The organism is Halobacillus hunanensis (assembly GCF_900166655.1).
GTDB classification, from domain to species: domain Bacteria; phylum Bacillota; class Bacilli; order Bacillales; family Halobacillaceae; genus Halobacillus_A; species Halobacillus_A hunanensis.
Genome location: NZ_FVZB01000007.1, coordinates 927,458 through 946,825, shown reverse-complemented (window position 1 = coordinate 946,825; position 19,368 = coordinate 927,458). Strand labels below are relative to the sequence as shown.

At 40.1% G+C, this 19,368-nt stretch carries 21 protein-coding genes; 19 read left to right on the top strand and 2 right to left on the bottom strand.

The features are described from left to right. Positions 1-5: 5 nt before the first annotated feature. The 9 genes from B5354_RS17440 to B5354_RS17400 all read left to right on the top strand — a co-directional run bounded on the left by B5354_RS17440 (position 6) and on the right by B5354_RS17400 (position 6,032). The gene (locus B5354_RS17440; RefSeq protein ID WP_079530070.1) at positions 6-254 is read left to right on the top strand and encodes a DUF2584 family protein; all 249 of its coding nucleotides are present in this window, start codon (positions 6-8) and stop codon (positions 252-254) included. Between the two features lie 97 nt (positions 255-351). Further along, positions 352-1,035, top strand: a complete 684-nt coding sequence (locus B5354_RS17435; RefSeq protein WP_079530069.1) for a uracil-DNA glycosylase — start codon at positions 352-354, stop codon at positions 1,033-1,035. Positions 1,036-1,099: 64 nt separating this feature from the next. Next, entirely contained in the window at positions 1,100-1,576 is a 477-nt protein-coding gene (locus B5354_RS17430; RefSeq protein ID WP_245804816.1) for a YqfQ family protein, read from the top strand. An 84-nt stretch (positions 1,577-1,660) separates the two neighbouring features. Next, positions 1,661-2,635, top strand: coding sequence for a peptide-methionine (R)-S-oxide reductase MsrB (gene msrB / locus B5354_RS17425; RefSeq protein WP_079530068.1), 975 nt, complete (start codon positions 1,661-1,663; stop codon positions 2,633-2,635). Positions 2,636-2,737: 102 nt separating this feature from the next. Then, the gene (locus tag B5354_RS17420) at positions 2,738-3,787 is read left to right on the top strand and encodes an AbrB family transcriptional regulator (RefSeq protein ID WP_079530067.1); all 1,050 of its coding nucleotides are present in this window, start codon (positions 2,738-2,740) and stop codon (positions 3,785-3,787) included. Positions 3,788-3,883: 96 nt separating this feature from the next. Beyond that, complete coding sequence (locus B5354_RS17415) at positions 3,884-4,096, top strand: DUF6501 family protein (RefSeq protein WP_079530066.1); 213 nt, start codon at positions 3,884-3,886, stop codon at positions 4,094-4,096. A gap of 126 nt (positions 4,097-4,222) precedes the next feature. Next, positions 4,223-4,771: a histidine phosphatase family protein gene (locus B5354_RS17410; RefSeq protein ID WP_079530065.1), complete on the top strand. Its 549-nt coding sequence runs from the start codon at positions 4,223-4,225 to the stop codon at positions 4,769-4,771. A 154-nt stretch (positions 4,772-4,925) separates the two neighbouring features. Then, entirely contained in the window at positions 4,926-5,165 is a 240-nt protein-coding gene (locus tag B5354_RS17405) for a ferredoxin family protein (protein WP_079530064.1), read from the top strand. A gap of 129 nt (positions 5,166-5,294) precedes the next feature. After that, positions 5,295-6,032, top strand: coding sequence for an SDR family oxidoreductase (locus B5354_RS17400; RefSeq protein ID WP_079530063.1), 738 nt, complete (start codon positions 5,295-5,297; stop codon positions 6,030-6,032). Between the two features lie 92 nt (positions 6,033-6,124). Here the strand turns inward: B5354_RS17400 and B5354_RS17395 are convergent, their stop codons facing one another. Further along, positions 6,125-6,400 carry an acylphosphatase gene (locus B5354_RS17395; RefSeq protein ID WP_079530062.1) on the bottom strand — a complete coding sequence of 92 codons (276 nt, stop codon included), beginning with the start codon at positions 6,398-6,400 and terminating at the stop codon, positions 6,125-6,127. Between the two features lie 68 nt (positions 6,401-6,468). Here B5354_RS17395 and B5354_RS17390 point away from each other — a divergent pair, with 68 nt between their 5' ends. From B5354_RS17390 to B5354_RS17380, 3 genes are all read left to right on the top strand, one after another. After that, the gene (locus B5354_RS17390; RefSeq protein WP_079530061.1) at positions 6,469-7,446 is read left to right on the top strand and encodes a P1 family peptidase; all 978 of its coding nucleotides are present in this window, start codon (positions 6,469-6,471) and stop codon (positions 7,444-7,446) included. 2 nt (positions 7,447-7,448) lie between these two features. Further along, entirely contained in the window at positions 7,449-8,318 is an 870-nt protein-coding gene (locus B5354_RS17385; protein ID WP_176142529.1) for a gamma-glutamylcyclotransferase family protein, read from the top strand. Positions 8,319-8,416: 98 nt separating this feature from the next. After that, entirely contained in the window at positions 8,417-12,034 is a 3,618-nt protein-coding gene (locus tag B5354_RS17380) for a dynamin family protein (RefSeq protein WP_079530059.1), read from the top strand. 61 nt (positions 12,035-12,095) lie between these two features. Here the strand turns inward: B5354_RS17380 and B5354_RS17375 are convergent, their stop codons facing one another. Beyond that, entirely contained in the window at positions 12,096-12,791 is a 696-nt protein-coding gene (locus tag B5354_RS17375) for a SurA N-terminal domain-containing protein (protein WP_176142528.1), read from the bottom strand. A gap of 124 nt (positions 12,792-12,915) precedes the next feature. Between B5354_RS17375 and B5354_RS17370 the strand changes: the two genes are divergently transcribed. The 7 genes from B5354_RS17370 to B5354_RS17340 all read left to right on the top strand — a co-directional run bounded on the left by B5354_RS17370 (position 12,916) and on the right by B5354_RS17340 (position 19,287). Beyond that, on the top strand, positions 12,916-13,416 hold the full coding sequence (locus B5354_RS17370; RefSeq protein ID WP_079530057.1) for a superoxide dismutase family protein: 501 nt from the start codon (positions 12,916-12,918) through the stop codon (positions 13,414-13,416). 243 nt (positions 13,417-13,659) lie between these two features. After that, the gene (locus B5354_RS17365) at positions 13,660-13,860 is read left to right on the top strand and encodes a cold-shock protein (RefSeq protein WP_079530056.1); all 201 of its coding nucleotides are present in this window, start codon (positions 13,660-13,662) and stop codon (positions 13,858-13,860) included. A 78-nt stretch (positions 13,861-13,938) separates the two neighbouring features. After that, positions 13,939-14,145 (top strand): cold-shock protein, encoded by a 207-nt coding sequence (locus tag B5354_RS17360; RefSeq protein ID WP_079530055.1) that lies wholly within the window; start codon positions 13,939-13,941, stop codon positions 14,143-14,145. A gap of 165 nt (positions 14,146-14,310) precedes the next feature. Beyond that, positions 14,311-15,672: a DUF2252 domain-containing protein gene (locus tag B5354_RS17355; RefSeq protein WP_079530054.1), complete on the top strand. Its 1,362-nt coding sequence runs from the start codon at positions 14,311-14,313 to the stop codon at positions 15,670-15,672. A gap of 49 nt (positions 15,673-15,721) precedes the next feature. Beyond that, positions 15,722-17,341 (top strand): ABC-F family ATP-binding cassette domain-containing protein, encoded by a 1,620-nt coding sequence (locus B5354_RS17350; protein ID WP_079530053.1) that lies wholly within the window; start codon positions 15,722-15,724, stop codon positions 17,339-17,341. Positions 17,342-17,655: 314 nt separating this feature from the next. After that, positions 17,656-18,495 carry a 3D domain-containing protein gene (locus B5354_RS17345; RefSeq protein ID WP_079530052.1) on the top strand — a complete coding sequence of 280 codons (840 nt, stop codon included), beginning with the start codon at positions 17,656-17,658 and terminating at the stop codon, positions 18,493-18,495. A 276-nt stretch (positions 18,496-18,771) separates the two neighbouring features. Further along, the gene (locus B5354_RS17340) at positions 18,772-19,287 is read left to right on the top strand and encodes an NB-ARC domain-containing protein (RefSeq protein ID WP_079530051.1); all 516 of its coding nucleotides are present in this window, start codon (positions 18,772-18,774) and stop codon (positions 19,285-19,287) included. Positions 19,288-19,368 lie beyond the last annotated feature (81 nt).

Here is a 19,368-nt window from a genome sequence, read left to right as displayed (position 1 = left end):
GCTTTATGTCTACACCGCTATCCATGGAATGGTCGTTAATTACTGAGGGAAAAGAAGAAAGGGTTCACGCAGATGATAATTTGTTCCAGATCGTCTTTGACGGCTACAAACTATTTCCTATGAATGAAAAGCTGGAAGTAAGAAGAAATATTAAAGCTGATCAAATCGGTACAGGTATTATAGAAGAACTTATTCTAAAAAACAATACAACGATTTGCAAATACCGATTAATTTCACTCTATTCCGTCAACTGATAAGAATGAAGAATTCGGCGTTTGTCACTTCCTGCGCTTGCCCGGGAAATAACTAAAAGACAGACATGAAATAATGGAAATAAAGAAAGGAATGAGCATGAGAATCTTTCATAACGATTGGGCTGCAATCCTTGAAGAGGAGCTTCGCAAGCCATATTATTTAAAATTAAGAGAACGTTTGAAAATGGAGTATGGAACACATAAAATATTTCCCCATATGAACGATATTTATGCTGCTTTTCATAAAACTTCTTTTGAAAATACAAAGGTAGTTATTATTGGACAAGATCCTTACCATGGAGTAGAGCAGGCACATGGATTCAGCTTCTCTGTTAAGGAAGGTATAACGATTCCGCCATCACTTCGCAATATCTTTAAGGAATTGGCGAATGACCTAGGGGTGAGACCACCTAACCACGGCAATTTAGAAGGTTGGGCTGAACAAGGTGTGCTGCTCCTAAACACAGTTCTTACCGTCAGAGCTCATCAGGCTCATTCCCATAAAGGAATCGGGTGGGAAAGGTTTACCGATCGCGTTATCGAAGCGTTAAACGAGAGGGACCAGCCTGTAGTGTTTATTTTATGGGGAAAGCATGCGAGAGAAAAAGCCAGCTCTGTGGATCGCAGCAAACATGCAGTCATTGAATCTGTGCATCCGAGTCCTTTATCCGCACATCGGGGTTTCTTTGGCAGCCGGCCGTTTTCAAAGACGAATCGATTTCTCCAGTCTATTGATGAGGAGCCTATTAACTGGGTGCTCGAGGAACATGAGGTTTTTTAATAGCCCACTCAGCTGCGCAGCATTGCGCATAGGCTATGTTAAAACAGTGACGGAGGGGTCCAGTATGTTTTATAGAAATCCACCGCCGCCTCAAGGCCCAATGGGCTGGGGAAGAGGATATAACCCCGGCTATCAGCAGCCTCAGGGGATACAGAAATTTCTTGCTCCCTTTTTGAATCGTGGCGGTGCAAGGTCTTATGGTGATGCATCAAGGTTTGGCGGCGGTTCCTTCATGAATGCATTTCCACCAACCGCTGCGGCACAGACAGCAGCTGGAGGCGGAAACTGGCTCGGGCATCTACAGGGAGCTTTAAAGGCAGTGCAGTCAGCAGCTCCTATGGTACAGCAATACGGACCAATGGTTAAGAACATCCCAGCAATGATTAATATGATGAAGTTAATGAATGAATCTGATGAGGAAACGAACGATAAAGAAGACAGTGAAGATTTATCAAGTAAAAGTGAAAGTGAAAGCGTAGATCAAGAAAAGACAAAAAAGAGGAAACGACAAGGAACATCCCAGCCTAAGTTATATATTTAAACGGCTGGGCATGTTTCTTGATTTTTTTTATGGAATTAGAAAAAATAGAAGAAACCTGAAAAATTCATTGAAGGAGGCTGGAGGATGAAACAACAACTACAAAAAGCAACATTTGCTGGAGGGTGTTTCTGGTGTATGGTGGAGCCATTTGAGGAACGTCCCGGCATTGAGTCTGTCACTTCTGGTTACACAGGGGGACACACGGAGAATCCAACATATATGTCAGTTATAACCGAATCGACCGGTCATCGTGAGGCTGTGCAAATTGTGTACAACCCTGAGGTATTCTCTTACGAACGTCTGCTGGAAATTTTTTGGCAGCAAATTGATCCCACGGATGAAGCTGGCCAATTTGCTGATAGAGGATATTCGTATACGACAGCCATTTATTATCATAATGACAATCAAAAACAAATCGCCGAAGCAAGCAAGGCACGTCTTGAGGACTCAGGTAAATTTAACAAGCCAATCGTGACTGAAATTATACCAGCGGCCACATTTTACCCGGCAGAAGATAAACATCAAGATTATCACCGGAAAAATTCCTATCATTATAAACGTTATAAAAAGGGGTCCGGCAGAGCTGACTTTATTAAAGATCATTGGAGCTACAAGAAGAATCCGACAGAACTGAAAAGTCGATTGACGGATGTTCAATTTGCGGTAACTCAGGAAAATGCTACGGAACGTCCTTTTCAGAATGAATACAATGATAATGAACATGAAGGAATTTATGTTGATATTGTATCTGGTGAGCCTTTATTTAGTTCAAAAGATAAATATGATGCAGGGTGTGGCTGGCCAAGCTTTACGAAGCCGATTGAAAAGCAGCAGGTCAATGAACTGCTGGATCAGTCGCACGGTATGATTCGTACAGAAGTAAGAAGTGATAAAGCAGATTCGCATCTAGGTCATATTTTTGAAGACGGCCCTAAGGCAGCGGGTGGTTTACGTTATTGCATCAACTCTGCTGCTCTGAACTTCATCCCTGTAGAAAGCATGGAGGAAGAGGGCTATGGTTATTTAACCCATTTGTTTACTGCATTTAATCAGGATTAACTTGCCGAATCAAGTGTAGATAACCGCTTTCTTCAAATGGAAAGCGGTTATACTAATGCAATTTTGATTATTCAGTTTGACGATGGAAGAAGGTAGTAATCTTTGAGGAAAAACTATATCCTTACGTACTTAATTGCTCTTATTGGAGGCTTGCTCTTTGCTTTTTTAGCTTTGCCGCTTCCTTGGATTCTTGGTCCGGTTACATTATTAATACTGTACAAAATAAAGATCGATCATCAGACTCAATCTAGTTCATTGCTGCGAGATCTTGCCTTTTGGCTGCTCGGGATTCAAATAGGCCTGACTTTCCAATCGGAGACATGGGCAAATATAGGGCCTTATTTAATGCCATACACACTTTTCTCATTTGCCATTATGGCTACAAGTCTTTCCTTTGCTTTCGTGCTATCCAAGCGTTCAGCTATGGAAGCGAAAACCACTTTAATCGGCAGTGTACCTGGAGGATTATCGGCTATGATAGCTGTGAGTGAGTCTTTACAGGGGAACACGGTATTAATTACCATTTTTCATACGATTCGCCTGTTATCGGTCCTATTTATTATTCCGTTTGCTGCCACGCATTGGTTATATACGAATGAATCAGCTGCCGTGGCTGTTGAAACGGAGACTGCATCAGGGAGTTTTTGGACGCTGTTAATCTATTTAGCAAGCCTTGTGGCGGGATATGTGTTAAGAGACAAAATTCCTGCTTCTCTCATTATTGTACCGATGCTTCTTATTGGCATATGTCAAACGATTGGAATCGCCCTACTTCCTTTGCCAGATTCCATATTTATAGGTGCTCAACTTATGATCGGTGTTCACTTAGGACATAAAATTGTCTTAAACGACGTGATTCGTGCAGGGCGATATTGCGGCTATTTTTTTGGGCTTGCCTTGCTGTTAATTTCCCTATCGTTTTTATTTGGCTTTATATTATCAGAGTGGACGGACATGGCGCTGACTACAGCCATTTTAAGCTTAGCCCCCGGAGGACTGGTTGAAATGGCACTAACTGCTAAGGATGCAGGGGCAGACCCTGCCATCGTAAGTTCATTACAAACGATCCGCCTGCTGACGATTGTCCTGTTTATGCCCTTTGTATTGGAATGGATGTTCAATAAACAGAAATGGGTAAACATGAAAGGTTGATCGGGTTATACTAAATCATCCGCTGCAGTAAACCGCTCGAGTGATTGTTTCATGCTAAAAATCAATGTATGATAGAAATAAATAAGGAGGGTTACGATGATTCACAAAAATTGGGAAAATCATAAAACCATTAAACAAATTGAGTGTGTACATAACGATGCTGAAAAATTCGTCGTTAACAATGTGCTGACACCTGGTCAAACATATGATGTAAAAAATGAGAGTGATGAATTTTACTTTATTGTTGATAACTCCGGCCGAGTTGGAGGTTTTTACAAACACTATTTTAAGGAAGTAAGTAACAGCTGAGCGTGGTGACTCAGCTGTTTTATATTTTTGTATAGAAAAAGAACAAATGATCTGTCTATCCTTGTCAATATGTACGACATCAGCGATAATAGGAATATGATAAGCAATAAGGGGGATGGTCCACTCATGGACAAATTAATATTAGTCCGTCATAGTGAAACAGAAGGCCAGCATGAAGACTCACCTTTAACGAAATTAGGAATACGTCAAGCTCAAGTGTTAGCAGCATTTCTCGAGCATTCAGGTTATGAAATCGATCGGATCATTTCAAGCCCGTTTTTACGTGCGATCGAAACGATAAAACCGTTTGCGGAGAATAACGCCATAACCATCGAGAAAGATGAGCGTCTAGAAGAACGAATCTTGAGCCGTGATCCTCTTGATGACTGGGAAGAAGTTCTTCATGATACCTTCAAGGACCCCGAACTTAAGATGGCTGGTGGAGAATCCTCTTTAGAAGCAAAAGAGAGAGTACTGTCGCTTATTGATGAATTAGAAGCCGGGGTGGAAGGCAATGTATTGCTAGTCACGCATGGCAATTTACTAGCCTTGCTTCTGCAAAAATATAATCGTGAAATTGGGTTTATGGATTGGAAGCGGCTTTCACGACCCGATATTTTCTTAATACAAAAACAGGGTGGAGAATATACCGTCGAACGAGTTTGGAAAGACTAAAGATGAAATGATTTTTTTCAACAAAATTGGCGCAAAAATTGCACTTTCCAGCTATAACCGTTATCATAAAAAAAGTAGTGTTTAAATTACTGCCTTAGAGGGTGTGTATTTAATAGGAGCACTTTTGTATTTATAAAAGAAGGAGGAGATCCCGTTGGCATTTGTTATAACTTCACCTTGTAAAGATGAAAAAGCAGGAGAATGTGTTGATGTATGCCCGGTCGACTGTATCGAAGAAGGGAAAGATATGTTTTACATTGATCCTGCGATTTGCATCGACTGCGGGGCTTGCGAAGCGGTTTGCCCTGTTGAGGCAATTTACATTGAAGACGAAGTTCCTGAAGAGGAAAATAAATACATTGAATTAAACCGCAAGTTCTTTGAAGAACAGTAGTACACACATACTAGTGGTCACCTCTATCCTGTAGAGGTGACTTTTTCATACCTAGAATCTCCTAATCTATGAATAGTTCCCTTACAAAACGGGTAAATAAGAGGAGGAGTCATAAAGGAGGTTACGATAATGGGGAAATTAACGAATAAAACGGCCATTATTACAGGGGCAAGCAGCGGGATTGGCAAGTCCATCGCTAAACATTTAGCGGAAGAAGGAGCTCATGTCGTTCTCGCTGCCAGAAGAGCAGAACGTTTGCAGCAGCTCGCTGATGACGTAGAGACGCAATATAATGTAAGAGCTAAAGTAGTTGAAACAGATGTCACGAAACGATCTGATGTGGAGAACCTAGTCAAAGAAACGAAAGATGACTTTGGCAGTATTGATATTTATATAAATAACGCAGGTGTCATGCTGTTGTCTTTCTTAAAAAATGATCACGTAGATGAATGGGAACAGATGGTTGATGTAAACATTAAAGGAGTTCTTTATGGTGTTCATGCGTCACTGCCTGAGATGTTAGCTCAAGAAGGAGGACATATCGTTAATGTTTCCTCTGTAGCGGGGCATGAAGTATTTCCGTCAAGTACGGTGTACAGCGCGACAAAATATGCAGTAAAAGCTCTGTCCATGGGCATGGAAAAAGAACTATCACGTTCAGGTGTCAGAGTAACCAATATTTCTCCAGGGGCCGTAGATACAGAGTTAACGGAACACATCACAGACGGCGACGTGCTGGATATGTTTAAAAAGCAAGAAATGACTCCGCTGAATTCAGAGGATATTGCAAAAGCTGTAGCTTATGCCGTTATACAGCCTTCCTATGTGAATGTGAATGAAGTTATTGTAAGACCTATGCATAAATAGGAATAACTAGTTCAGTAAGTCATTCATGTATCATTTCGAACAATATGGACGAATGAAAAGAGGACCGCAGAAATCTGATCTGCGGTCACTCTTTAATGAAGCACCTTGAAGTTCTCATAGCCCATTTCACTTTCTAAATCAGTTATATCAAGTGATTGGACTTTAGCGAACTGGTTTGGTCCTTTCTCTATTACCTTTATAAACGAGGCGAGTTCCTGTTCACTTCCTTCAGCTACTATTTCTACGGTTCCGTCAGAACTATTTTTCACCCAGCCAGTAAGACTGTACTGAGATGCGATCTGTTCTGTGGTAGCTCGGAATCCAACCCCTTGAACTCTGCCATGAACAACCATCTGTTTACGTGGCATATTTACACCTCCATAGATTAAGATTACCTTTTTTATAAAAAAGCAAACATAAGGAAGGATAGAACGCCGTGAATGAAATTCCAATTACCTCTATTGATGGATTCGCTTTCGGTCATGCAGATAACAAGGAAGCGGCTACAGGATGTACAGTTGTAGTCTGCGTAGACGGCGCAAAAGCAGGCGTGGCTGTGCGCGGCGGCTCACCTGGCACCCGGGAGACGGATGCTTTGAACCCGGAGAATCTTGTCGAACAAGTGCATGGAATATTTTTAGCTGGGGGAAGTGCCTTCGGTCTAGAGGCTGGGTCAGGAGTCATGAATGAGCTTGAAAGAAGAAGAGTTGGCTTTGATGTACAGGTCACGAGGGTTCCGATTGTCCCCGGCGCCATTTTATTTGATTTGATGGTTGGTGATGAAAAAGTCCGCCCTGACCGTGAAATGGGGCAGCTGGCAACACGAAATGCCTTTCTAAACGTGCCCTTTTTAAAAGGAAACGTGGGAGCAGGCACGGGAGCATCTGTAGGTAAATTATTAGGAGCCTCCTATGCTATGAAAGGTGGAGTGGGCCATTATGCGATCGAGGTGGGAGAGTTAAAGATCGGGGCGGTCGTAGCCGTGAACAGCTTCGGGGATGTAGTCGACCCAACTACAGGAAACTTCCTAGCAGGGGCGTACGATCGCAAGCAGCGATGTTTCCTAGACAGCAAACAGGTTCTTCTGGACCAAATGAATACGGCAAAGACGAATCGTTTTAGCGGAAATACGACCATTGGGGTCATCACTTGTAATGCTGCATTATCTAAGCCTGAAGCTAATAAACTGGCTTCAATTGCTCATGATGGACTAGCTCGAACGATTAGTCCTGCTCATACATTTGTGGATGGAGATACATTATTTGCGATGACAACAAATCAGGTGAAGGTCGACTTAAATGGATTGAGCTATTTAGCGGCCCTCGTCGTTGAACAAGCTGTTATTCAAGCTGTACTGTCTGCGAAAAGCGCTTATCAGCTTCCTGCTTATTCAACGATCATAAAGGAGGGATAATGGTGCGTTTATTTGTTTATGGATCATTTTGTAAAGGAGACAATGATCATGATCGCTTAGATGATTCAACGCTTTTATGTACACAAGCTCGAATAATGGCAACTCTATTTAAAAGTCATGCCTGCGATGCTTACGTAAAGCTTACCCAAACCGGAACTGTTTATGGTGAACTACATGAAGTCGGTGATCACATAATGGAACAACTTGATGAATATAACGGGGCCGCGGGAGCAGTCTATGAACGGAATTCAGTTACAGTACATACAGACCATGAAAGCTGCGGCGCCGTAGTATATACAGGCGGAGAAGAAATGGAAGATGGGGAGGCCCTGCCCCATGGTAATTGGAAACTAGATCGATATCCGGAAGGTAACGATATGTTTTACTTTGCGTATGGGTCCTGTATGGATCTTGAACGGATCAGAAAAGCTGGGGTGGAAGCGTTGTTTGAAGACGTAGTGGGCGGAGCTAGTTTAGCCCATTTTCGTTTGCGATTCTCTCACCATGTTCACGATGGCGGCAGGGCTGATATCGAAGAAGATCATTTATCTTCTGTGGAAGGGGTCCTCTATAAGGTAACACCTCCGGCAGTCGATTACTTATATGATCGTGAAGGGGTTTATGAAGGACATTATAGACCCACTATTGTCGAAGTTATGTCACAGGGCAGAACCTATCTTGCACTGACATTTACAGTTATCAATAAGCGGGAAGATAAAGTTCCACCCTTTCACTATGCAAAAGAAATTTATCGAGGAGCTTTTCCCTATGTATCAACTCGATACAAAAATCAACTTCAGGAATTGTTTACCATTTCATTCCCTGTTCAAGGGATGTCAACGTATATGAAAGAATTAGAACTACATCGATAATTATTTTATGTGTAAGAAATGAAGTTAAACTTGAGAGTTTCCATCGATCTTGAGTAAACTAATAAGTAACATACAAGACATAAAGGAGATTAAAAGCAATGTCTGTGTCCACCATAGATGCCCATACTAATACGATTGCCAGGTTAGAATCGTTATACAGTGAACTTGAAAAATATAACCAGTTCCAAGCTAACAAAGTCCTGGAACTAATTGAAAAGGTGACTAGGCAAGAAATAATGATCGGTTTTGCAGGACATTTTTCAGCGGGCAAGTCAACGATGATTAACCATCTTGTCGATCATTCCATATTGCCTTCTAGTCCGATTCCAACGAGTGCAAACATTGTTAAATTATCGAATGGACCTGAAGCGACGATTGCCTATTTCAGTGAGCATGACCCGGTCAAATATGAGGGGTCTATTGATATCAAAACCATTCAGGCAATGTGCCGAGAAGGAGAAAAAATAACCGGCCTTGATATTCAACGACCATTAACTGAAATTCCTTCCCATGTGAAAATATTAGACACACCAGGGGTTGATTCAACGCGGGACGCAGATCGGTTTATTACCGAATCTTCTCTGCACTTAATGGACTACATGTTTTACGTGATGGATTATAATCATGTTCAATCTGAAGTCAATTTAAGCTTTTTACTGGAAATGCAACAACGTCAGATTCCGTTTGCCATCATTATTAATCAAGTGGATAAACATAACGAAGCGGAGTTAACTTTTGCCCAATTTCAGCAAAGTGTTAAGAATTCCTTGGACATGTGGGGAATTGAACCTGAGCACATTTTTTATACATCGTTAAAAGAACAAACCCATTCAGCTAATCAAATTGAACAAGTCAGCGAAACTTTCCGAACGGTGTTTAAGAATGCTTCACCAAATCAAATGGCTTTACATCATGCTTCTGCCATTATTTGTGAAAGCGTTAGTGATTACAGATCAATTTATGAAGAGCAAATGGATACCCTTTATAACCAGATCGGCTATGATGATCAAATCATTGCGGAACAGGAGGCCGACGAGACAGGGTCTTTGCTAGAAGCTCAGAAGGAGAGAATACCGAAAACTCGAGAACAATTCGAAAATAGAGTGCTCGCATTTTTATCGAATGCTTATCTAATGCCAAGTGAATTACGGGAGTATGCTCGTTTATATTTGGAATCGATGCAGCCTGGATTTAAAGTAGGTTTTATTCTTACGAAGAAAAAAACGGAAGAAGAGCGAGATTTTCGATTTGAAAACTTTCATGAGCAATTAAAGCAGACGATAGAAAAAAATGTAACCTGGCCATTACGTGAACGGATGATGCAGTTGCTCGAGGAAAATGCGATAGCCGACAGTACGATTATTCATGACACCCAATCCTTCGACATTGAGTATCCGTCATCCAGATTACAACAATTAATTGAAACGGGTGCCTCTGTTACGGGGGAGTATGTCCTTCGATACACCGATCAATTGTCTAAAGATATTCAACGCTATGGCCGCAGCCAGTTGAATCAATGGTGGGAACAGGTAGAGAGACTGCTACAGCAGAGAAATGAAGCTGAAACGAAAGCCCATCAACAGTTATTTAAGGCATATGAGCATAAATCACAAGCAGAAGAAGAACTTTCTGAACTGGAAGGTGCAATTAAGGAAGTTGAGCAGCAGTTACGGCATACATTTACGGAACAAGCCCCTAACAAAGAGATCGAAAATCAAGTTGACCGCGCACTTCAGAATTTGCAGTCACGTATAAAGGTTCAGTCCAGTCATGAGCTGGAATATCAGGAAGCAAAGCCAAGTGTAGTGAAACCAGACGATCTTGAAGTTCAGGAACTTCGAGAAACAGCTGTAACGAAAAAGACACATATTCACCATAAACTTGTCGAGGCACAGGACGTGTTAAGCAACCTTGATGGTTTTGAGTATTTGGTCACTCAGCTTCGCGGGAAACAGCGGAGGCTTGACCACCAGCAATATACGATCGCTTTATTCGGAGCCTTTAGTGCAGGAAAATCATCATTTGCCAATGCATTATTAGGAGAGCAAGTATTACCGGTATCTCCTAATCCAACTACCGCAACGATCAATAAGATCACAGCCTCATCAAAGCAGCATCCTCATGGGACAGTGACAGTCAGAGTTAAAGGCGAAGAACAGTTATTGGAAGACCTCGCCTTTGCTGGTAAGAAAGTGCTTAAAAGCTATAGAAGTCTAGAAGAAGCCTATCAAGACATTGTTTCGTTAGAAGAAAACAAACTGCAGAAGCTGGATCACAAAAAGCGATCATTTCTTCAAGCTTTTCTGGCTGGTTATGAAGAAATGGCTCCTAAAATTAGTCAGGAAATGACCATAACATTGGATCGTTTTGCAGCATTCGTGTCAGAAGAAAAAAAATCATGCTTTATTGAGTGGATGGAGCTTCATTATGATTGTGAATGGACACTTGCAGGTATAACACTTGTGGATACCCCAGGGGCGGATTCTGTAAATGCCCGCCATACCAATGTATCATTTGAATATATTAAAAATGCTGATGCCATTCTTTTCGTAACTTATTACAATCATCCGTTCTCAAAAGCAGATCAATCCTTTTTAACGCAGCTTGGACGAGTGAAGGATGCATTCTCTATGGATAAAATGTTTTTCATTATCAATGCGGCAGATTTAGCTGAAGATGAGGAGGAAAAACACCAAGTTGAACGTTATTTGCAGGAACAGCTCCTTCAGTTTCAAATTCGCAAACCGCGTATCTATTCATTATCGAGTTTGCAAGGATTAAAGGAAAAGCAAACCCATGAAAGATTAAACAGCGGCTTACTTCCTTTTGAAGAGCGATTTGAACGATTTTTGCAAGAGGAACTAACAGAAGTACTCCATCATTCGATCGAACATGATCTTAACGAAGCGGTATCTTCTTTACAAACCATTATCGAGCATGCCAGGCTTAGCGAGCAGGATAGGGAAGAGAAGCTTACCATGTTAGAGGATGAACAAAGCAGAGCTCAGCAAGTGCTTCAGCAAAAATCAGAAGCAAGAGGAGAAAAAGCAATAACACAAAAAGTGGATAAACAACTGCATTTTGTTCACCAGCGAATGATGTTAAACTTCAATGATTATTTTAAGAACCATTTTAACCCCGCAGTCATTAAGGGGGATCGTTCAGAAGCTAAAGAACAAATTGAGGAGTCGGCAGGTGAACTGTTGCACGAAGTGGAATTTGAAATGAACCAGGAAATAAAGGCTGTAACCCTTAGAATCGAAGTATTTATTAAGGAGTTAGTGGAGCAGTATAAGAAAGATTATGAAGAAGAGATACGAAGGATTAACCGTTCGCTAACCCTAAGCAGCTTTGAATGGAATACGATTGCTCCACCTGATATAGATCAAAAGCTGTCGCTTCATGAAAAAGAGCTTGCTGATGTATTACAACTATTTAAAGGAACAAAATCATTTTTTGAGCTTAATGAGAAGGAGCGGATGAAGGAGAAGTTCAGTGAGCGGGTAAGCCCGTCGCTTCATGATGCGATTTACAAGGTAAAACATACTATAGATCAGTACTATATAGAGCAATGTCTACTGTCTTTACAAGCGGCTAGAGACAATTGGCGAAAGGAATTAGATCATAGTTTCAACAGGCTAACATATAGTTTGAAACACCCTGTTAACGTGACTTATTTGCAAGAACAACATGATAAATTAAAAGAAATCATATGATAAAATGAAAAAGAAGATCCTGGACTTGTTCGTTCCAGGATCTTCTTTTTCATTTATATAGTTATAGGGTCACTTTCACATCTGCTTCTTTACGAAGTTTTTCGACAAGCTTTGTAACTTGCTGACCTTGCTTTTGACTCTTGATTTGCTGTTTGATTTGTTTTTTGGCTTCCTCGAATTTAGGAGCATTTTTTTGACCTTTCATCATAGACTCATACTGTTTCTTGGCTTCTTCGTCACTTACTGTAACTTCTTTCGTATTTTCTGCTACATATTTTTGAATTTTGATATTTTCCTCTAATTGCTTTTTCACTTTATCTTCGGTCATGCCGCTTTCTTCAAGAGCTTTCTTTCGCTCTTCCTCAGAAGGAAATTTGGAGGCAAATTGTTCATATCCTTTTTCTACTTCTTCTTTTGATACTTTAATATTTGCTTCCGTTGCTTTTTGACTTAATAGCTCAATTCCGATAAGTTGGTTAACTACACCTTGTTCCATTTGTTTCTCTTTACCTTCAATCTTCATACCCATTTGTTTATATCGCTGTTTAGTACCTTCTAGCTGCTGATTAAACTCCTTACGCGGAATTTCTTGTCCGTTTACGGTTGCAACAGGACCTGTCTTGCTCTCACCTTCACTTTTCTCACTCTTGGCATTTTCTTCTTTTTTACTACTTTCAGAGTTGTCTCCTCCTGAGCAGGCAGCCAAACTAAATAAAGCAAGTACAGCGATTAACGATGTAATCCATATTTTTTTCATGTCATCTCTCCTTTTACTTGTTGAGACATTAAATGGAGTGTAGCACATCGTGATATTGATGTAAATTTGAAAGGACATGTTTTGAAGATTCGCTGCATATATTGGTATAAAAGGAGGAGATGCCATGTATTATCAACATCCGTATCCACCCATCAGACCTAATTATCAGCCTGAGCAGGCACGAGTAAGTTTTAAAAGCAGTCCGCTTGCTCCTGAACTAAGAGGAGTTGTGCAATTTTATCAACGTCCATATGGGGTGGAGGTATTTGTTCAGGTAGAAGGCCTTCCTGACTTTCAAGTGAAAAATGGCGTTCAGATTGGACCACATGGCTTTCATATTCATGAAAACGGAGCATGTGAAATTGGTGATGGTGAAAATCCTTTCCAATCCGCTGGCGGACATTGGAATCCCGATGATCAGCCTCATGGCAATCATGCTGGAGACTTCCCGGTATTATTTTCCAATCAGGGTCGTTCAAGAATGATTTTCTTCACGGATCGATTTCATGTTGAAGATATAATAGGGAAAGCTGTTATTATCCATCAAGGTCCTGATGACTATCAATCTCAACCTAGCGGGGATGCTGGCAAGAGAATTGCCTGTGGGGTGATTGAAAAAGTTTAAAAAAGCACGTATAAACTTTTGACTCTTTGTATAGAATGAATAGAGCAGGTGTATGCGCCTGAAGTTGACTTCACCGGTGAACTATAGTATGATAATAGACAATATTAATTTGTGCCAAACATATAATGAATCACCTATTATAAAGAGTGATCAATGCCTATTGGTACTTTTTATAATATGTGATTTTTTTCATTTCTTATGGAACGCATATTAATTTTAAGAAACATTGGAGGACCCATTTTTATGAAAACTGGTACAGTAAAATGGTTTAACGCTGAAAAAGGCTTTGGATTTATCGAAGTTGAAGGAGAAGACGATGTATTCGTTCACTTCAGCGCGATCCAAGAAGAGGGATTTAAGTCCCTGGAAGAAGGCCAAGCAGTTGAATTTGAGATTACTGAAGGCAACCGTGGACCACAGGCTGCTAATGTAACTAAATTATAAGGTGTAAAGAGACTGACTCGAGTGGTAGTCAGTCTCTTTTACATAATTCTTTCATGTCCAGAGGAGGTTTCGAAACGTATGGCATTCGGTAAAAAGAACCAGGCTGAAATAGTTGAAGAAGAAACAAAAATTTGGGTATGTAAATCAGACGATTGCAACTGCTGGATGAGAGATAACTTCAGAACAGATGAAGAAGCAATTTGCCCGATTTGCGGAAATGAAATGGAAGCAAGCAGCAAAGTGCTTCAAGTAGTCGAGAATAACAGCTTATATTACAAGTCGTAGGAAGTGAAGACTCTCATTTGAGGGTCTTTTTTTATGTGCTAGCCTGACAGGAAGACATGGTAAAGTTCTTAGTATTTTTAGTCTGAAGATTCTTTTTTTGTACATTATAAACTGTGCTTTTATACTGGGGGTGGATCGGATTCATCGAAAAAAGGAAGTGAAACAATGAGTAGCGGCATTCGAAACGAAATTACAGAAACAAAAAGATATTTGAGAAAGCAATTATTAGCTACGATATTTAATCAGTTTGACGGCAAGCTAATGGGGCTGTCGGATGAAGATAGAGGCAACAAGTATAGGAAAATGAGTAAGGACCCTTACAGCTTTTTTAGAGGAAGTGCTTACTTATTCTATTATGACGTTACAGGTCTGCCCTTTACGTTTCATACACCTGAGAACAAACCTACTTGGTTATTAGGAGACCTTCACTTCGATAATATCAGTGCTTTTCAAAATGAAAAGAAAGAAGTTGTGTTTGACGTAGATGATTTTGATGAGGGATATTTTGGATCTTATTTATATGATGTGCTGCGTATGGTAGTCAGCATTCGTTTAATGAGCAGTCAACACGGCTATACTGGAGATGATACAGAAGAGTTTGTGGAGTCTTTTTTAAACGACTATATCGGTCAGTTGCAAAGGTTCTATTCTGGAGAAGAGGATCCCGTTCAGTTACAATTTACGAAAGCTAACACGAGTGGTCCGATCCAAAACGTCCTTCATAACCTTGAAGAGAAGTGGACCTCAACCGAAGTGGAATCTTCAGCAGCTCAATTTGATTCCATAAAGACTGCGATCGATGATGATAACTTAGTTGACTTATCACATCAGGAAAAAGAGGAGTTCCTCCGTGTGTGGGAAGATTATATCGAATCCATTTCATCTAACATCAAAAAACACCCTCAGTTCTATGCTGTTAAAGATGTCATGAAAAAGGCAGGAGCCGGGATTGGATCGACAGGACTTGAAAGATACTATATTATGATTGCAGGCGAGGGTCATTCTAATATTATTCTGGAAGCTAAAGAAGCAAGAACACCTATTCCTGCTTACTTTTTTCCTTATGATGAGACGTTTTGGAAAGAAAATCAACATCAAGGTCGACGTGTTGTTCATACACAGCAGGCGATGCATCACAAAGCCGATCCTTATTTAGGATATCTGACATTTAACGGACATGATTTTTATGTCCGGGAGCGGTCACTTTTCACCAACGAGTTAAGGGATGATGATTTACAGGAATTTGATTCCATGGTGGACACGGTTAAGACAATGGCGAAAATCACAGCGAAAATTCATGCTCGTGCTGATGTAGATATCGAAGACGGCTTGATGGATCATCACAGTGAAGAAGCGATTCTTCATGAGATTGAGTCGAATAGGACTCGATTTATTCAGCAGCTCATGGTGTGGTCCGCTTATTATCAAAAAGTAGTAGAAGCGGATTTCCAACTATTTAATGAATGGATAAGTGAAACACCGAAATTGCAGGACAAAACTAATAAAAAGCCTATTCGATCACAATAATGAATGATATAATTTGAATGTTATACACTGAGATACTGGAGGATTCGTTATGTTAAATGTGACTAATGTTAGTCTTCGTTTTGGCGATCAGAAGCTTTTCGAGGATGTTAATATAAAATTTACGCCTGGAAATTGCTATGGATTAATTGGGGCAAATGGCGCTGGTAAATCTACATTTCTAAAAATATTAAGCGGGGAACTAGAACCGCAAACAGGTGATGTTTCTTTAAAGAACGACCAGCGGCTTGCTGTCCTTAAGCAGAACCACTTTGAGTACGACGAGTATAAGGTGCTTGAGACTGTTATTATGGGTCACACACGACTTTATGAAGTCATGCAGGAGAAAGACGCCATTTATATGAAAGGCGAATTCACAGAAGAAGACGGAATGAGAGCGGCTGAACTCGAAGGTGAATTTGCTGAAATGAATGGTTGGGAAGCAGAATCTGAAGCTGCCCGTTTATTAACCGGACTTGGAATTAGTGAAGATCTGCATGCTAAGGAAATGAAAGAGTTAGCCGGTTCTGAAAAGGTCAAGGTTCTCCTTGCGCAGGCTTTGTTTGGCAACCCGGACGTCCTTTTGCTGGATGAGCCGACGAACCACTTGGATATTAAAGCCATTCAATGGCTAGAAGATTTCTTAATTGATTTTGAGAACACCGTAATTGTAGTTTCTCACGACCGACACTTCTTAAATAATGTGTGTACACATATTGCCGATTTAGATTTTGGTAAAATTCAAATCTATGTTGGGAACTATGACTTCTGGTATGAATCAAGCCAGCTGGCACAAAAAATGGCTGAGGAACAAAATAAGAAAAAAGAAGAAAAAATTAAAGATCTTAAGGAATTTGTTGCTCGATTTAGTGCAAATGCATCGAAATCTAAGCAAGCCACTTCTAGAAAAAAATTGCTTGAGAAGATTACCTTGGATGATATTCAGCCTTCATCAAGGAAATATCCTTATATCGCTTTTAAAGCAGATCGGGAAATTGGAAATGATTTATTAACGGTAGAAAACTTATCTAAAACAGTTGATGGAGTTAAAGTTTTAAATAACGTAAGTTTTACGATGAATAAGGATAATAAAATAGCCTTTGTAGGAAGTAATGAAGTCGCAAAGACGACACTCTTCCAAATTCTTATGGGGGAAGTTGAGCCTGATGAAGGAACGTTTAAGTGGGGAATAACCACCTCCCAAAGCTACTTTCCTAAAGATAACTCCAAGTTTTTTGAACGATCCGATATGAACTTAGTAGAGTGGCTGCGACAGTATTCACCTGAGGATGAAACCGAAACATTCCTTAGAGGGTTTTTAGGCCGTATGTTATTCTCCGGTGAAGAAGCCTTGAAACAACCGGATGTCCTTTCAGGAGGAGAGAAGGTTCGTTGCATGCTGTCTAAAATGATGCTGTCAGGAGCAAACGTTCTTCTGCTAGATGAGCCGACAAACCACTTGGATCTTGAGTCCATTACTTCTTTAAACAAAGGATTAATTAATTTCAAAGGATCAATCTTATTCGCATCTCATGACCATGAATTCATCCAAACTATAGCTAACCGTATTATTGAGCTGACACCTCAAGGTATAGTTGACAAAGAAATGTCTTATGATGAGTATTTACAAGATCCAGCTGTTCAGAAACAGGTAGCTGCACTATCAGAATAGGTAATTTCATACAAAAAACCTGCTTTAAAAATAAAGCAGGTTTTTTGTATGGAAGTCTGTTGACACTTCAATAATATTTAAATTTTCCTATTGAAAAGTATAATAAGAGTCCCTTTATTCGACATTCAAAGACTAATAGATATAAATTATAGTAATATTATAGAGATAAATGCCTACTTTGTAACTTCAGTGCAAAAAAAGTGTCACAGTTGAAAAGAAACTGTTAGCTGTTTGTTCTTAAAAAATTCTATATATCTGGTAGTATCTTAATTGTGGTTAAAACAACTCATCAATTAAGAGGAGGACACAAATCTATGAAAAAATCAGTTTTTTCTCTAGCTGCTACTGCTGCATTAACAGGAGCGTTCGCAACTTCCGTTAGTGCTGAAGAATATACAGTCGATAAAGGTGATACTCTTTGGGGTATCTCTAATGATAAAAATGTAACAGTTGATCAACTTAAGAAATGGAACAATTTAAACTCAAATTTAATAGTTCCGAATCAAAAACTAACCGTATCTGGTAATAGTGAGGCTACAGTAGAAACATCCAAGACGTACACAGTTAAATCTGGAGATACCCTTTACGGTATTTCTGAAAAATATAACATAACTGTAGACCAACTAATGGCTTGGAACAACCTTTCAAGCACACTTATTCATCCTGGTGATCAATTTGCAGTGAAAGCCCAGGCAGCTTCAGCGCCAGCTCCTGAAAAAGCAGAAGCTCCGGCTCCAGCACCTGAGCCAGAACAGAAAGAAGCTCCGGCACCTGAACAAGAAGAAGCACCAGAGGCTGAGCCAGTAAACACTTCAGCTGAAGCAGAACAATCCAGTGAACAATCTTCCAGTAATGACGTAGTTAAGGAATTCACGGCAGAAGCAACAGCTTATACGGCTAATTGCACAGGCTGCAGTGGTGTAACGGCAACAGGTATCGACCTTAATGCAAATCCTAACCAGAAAGTAATCGCTGTAGATCCGGATGTTATTCCATTAGGTTCTAAAGTGTATGTTGAAGGTTATGGAGTGGCTATTGCCGGTGATACTGGTGGAGCCATTAACGGAAATCGCATTGATGTATATATGCCAAACCGTCAAGATGCCTTAAACTTTGGAAGACAAACTGTAACCGTAAAGGTTCTAAGTGAATAAGTAAAAAACGTTCTTAACTAATAGAAGATAAAGGAGAAAAGCTCACTATTGCCCCCACAATGGTGAGTTTTTTTCTTGCAAAAATGAATGCTTTCAGTACTATAGACGAAAGATTAGTGTCATAAGTTTCAAAAAACGACATTTCTTTTATTACAATGCAGATACTGATAAACTATGTAAGAGTATATGAACTTGTGAAAGCAATCTTCTAAGTTCTAAGCAAAGGTTAGATATAAGTTAGCAATGTGACAGTCTTAGTACATGGAGGGGAACAAGATGGAGCGAGTAGCTATCATTGGTTCAGCTGGATCAGGAAAATCTACCTTAGCAAAGCAAATTGGTCAGGCTTTTCAATACAATGTTGTACATATGGATCGGCTATTTTGGAAACCAGGATGGAAAGAATCTACCATGGAGGAATTAGCTGAGAAACAAGATATGTATCTGCAAAAGAAAGAATGGGTGATTGAAGGGAACTATAGTGGTGTATGGGGGCCAAGATTACAGCTGGCTGATACCATTATTTTTCTAAATATTAATCGATATGTTTGTTTACGCAGTGTCCTTACACGATGGTTGAGACATATGGGTAAAACGCGTGTAGATCTGGCGCCAGGCTGCCCTGAACGTATGGAGCTGTCATTTCTTAAATATGTATGGGACTATCCAAATACAAAAAAGATCAAAGCGATAACGGCAATAGAACAGCATTGTCATCACGCCCAAATAATTATTCTTCAAAATCGAAAAAACGTGAACGCTTTTATGAACAATTTAATGACTCTTGATTAATACTTAGTAGCAACTCCGAAACGTAAAAAAAAACATATCAATAACCGAACAAAGGTCCTTATCAGTAGACAAACCTACTCC

Bases quoted from the DNA above. Each gene is read 5' to 3' on its own strand.
- B5354_RS17440 (WP_079530070.1), top strand. From the start codon at position 6: ATGTCTACACCGCTATCCATGGAATGGTCGTTAATTACTGAGGGAAAA.
- B5354_RS17395 (WP_079530062.1), bottom strand. From the start codon at position 6,400: ATGCCACGTAAACAGATGGTTGTTCATGGCAGAGTTCAAGGGGTTGGA.
- B5354_RS17370 (WP_079530057.1), top strand. From the start codon at position 12,916: ATGTATTATCAACATCCGTATCCACCCATCAGACCTAATTATCAGCCT.
- B5354_RS17375 (WP_176142528.1), bottom strand. From the start codon at position 12,791: ATGAAAAAAATATGGATTACATCGTTAATCGCTGTACTTGCTTTATTT.
- B5354_RS17345 (WP_079530052.1), top strand. From the start codon at position 17,656: ATGAAAAAATCAGTTTTTTCTCTAGCTGCTACTGCTGCATTAACAGGA.
- B5354_RS17355 (WP_079530054.1), top strand. From the start codon at position 14,311: ATGAGTAGCGGCATTCGAAACGAAATTACAGAAACAAAAAGATATTTG.
- B5354_RS17400 (WP_079530063.1), top strand. From the start codon at position 5,295: ATGGGGAAATTAACGAATAAAACGGCCATTATTACAGGGGCAAGCAGC.
- B5354_RS17435 (WP_079530069.1), top strand. From the start codon at position 352: ATGAGAATCTTTCATAACGATTGGGCTGCAATCCTTGAAGAGGAGCTT.
- B5354_RS17360 (WP_079530055.1), top strand. From the start codon at position 13,939: ATGGCATTCGGTAAAAAGAACCAGGCTGAAATAGTTGAAGAAGAAACA.
- B5354_RS17340 (WP_079530051.1), top strand. From the start codon at position 18,772: ATGGAGCGAGTAGCTATCATTGGTTCAGCTGGATCAGGAAAATCTACC.
- B5354_RS17410 (WP_079530065.1), top strand. From the start codon at position 4,223: ATGGACAAATTAATATTAGTCCGTCATAGTGAAACAGAAGGCCAGCAT.
- msrB (WP_079530068.1), top strand. From the start codon at position 1,661: ATGAAACAACAACTACAAAAAGCAACATTTGCTGGAGGGTGTTTCTGG.
- B5354_RS17350 (WP_079530053.1), top strand. From the start codon at position 15,722: ATGTTAAATGTGACTAATGTTAGTCTTCGTTTTGGCGATCAGAAGCTT.
- B5354_RS17430 (WP_245804816.1), top strand. From the start codon at position 1,100: ATGTTTTATAGAAATCCACCGCCGCCTCAAGGCCCAATGGGCTGGGGA.
- B5354_RS17365 (WP_079530056.1), top strand. From the start codon at position 13,660: ATGAAAACTGGTACAGTAAAATGGTTTAACGCTGAAAAAGGCTTTGGA.
- B5354_RS17415 (WP_079530066.1), top strand. From the start codon at position 3,884: ATGATTCACAAAAATTGGGAAAATCATAAAACCATTAAACAAATTGAG.
- B5354_RS17380 (WP_079530059.1), top strand. From the start codon at position 8,417: ATGTCTGTGTCCACCATAGATGCCCATACTAATACGATTGCCAGGTTA.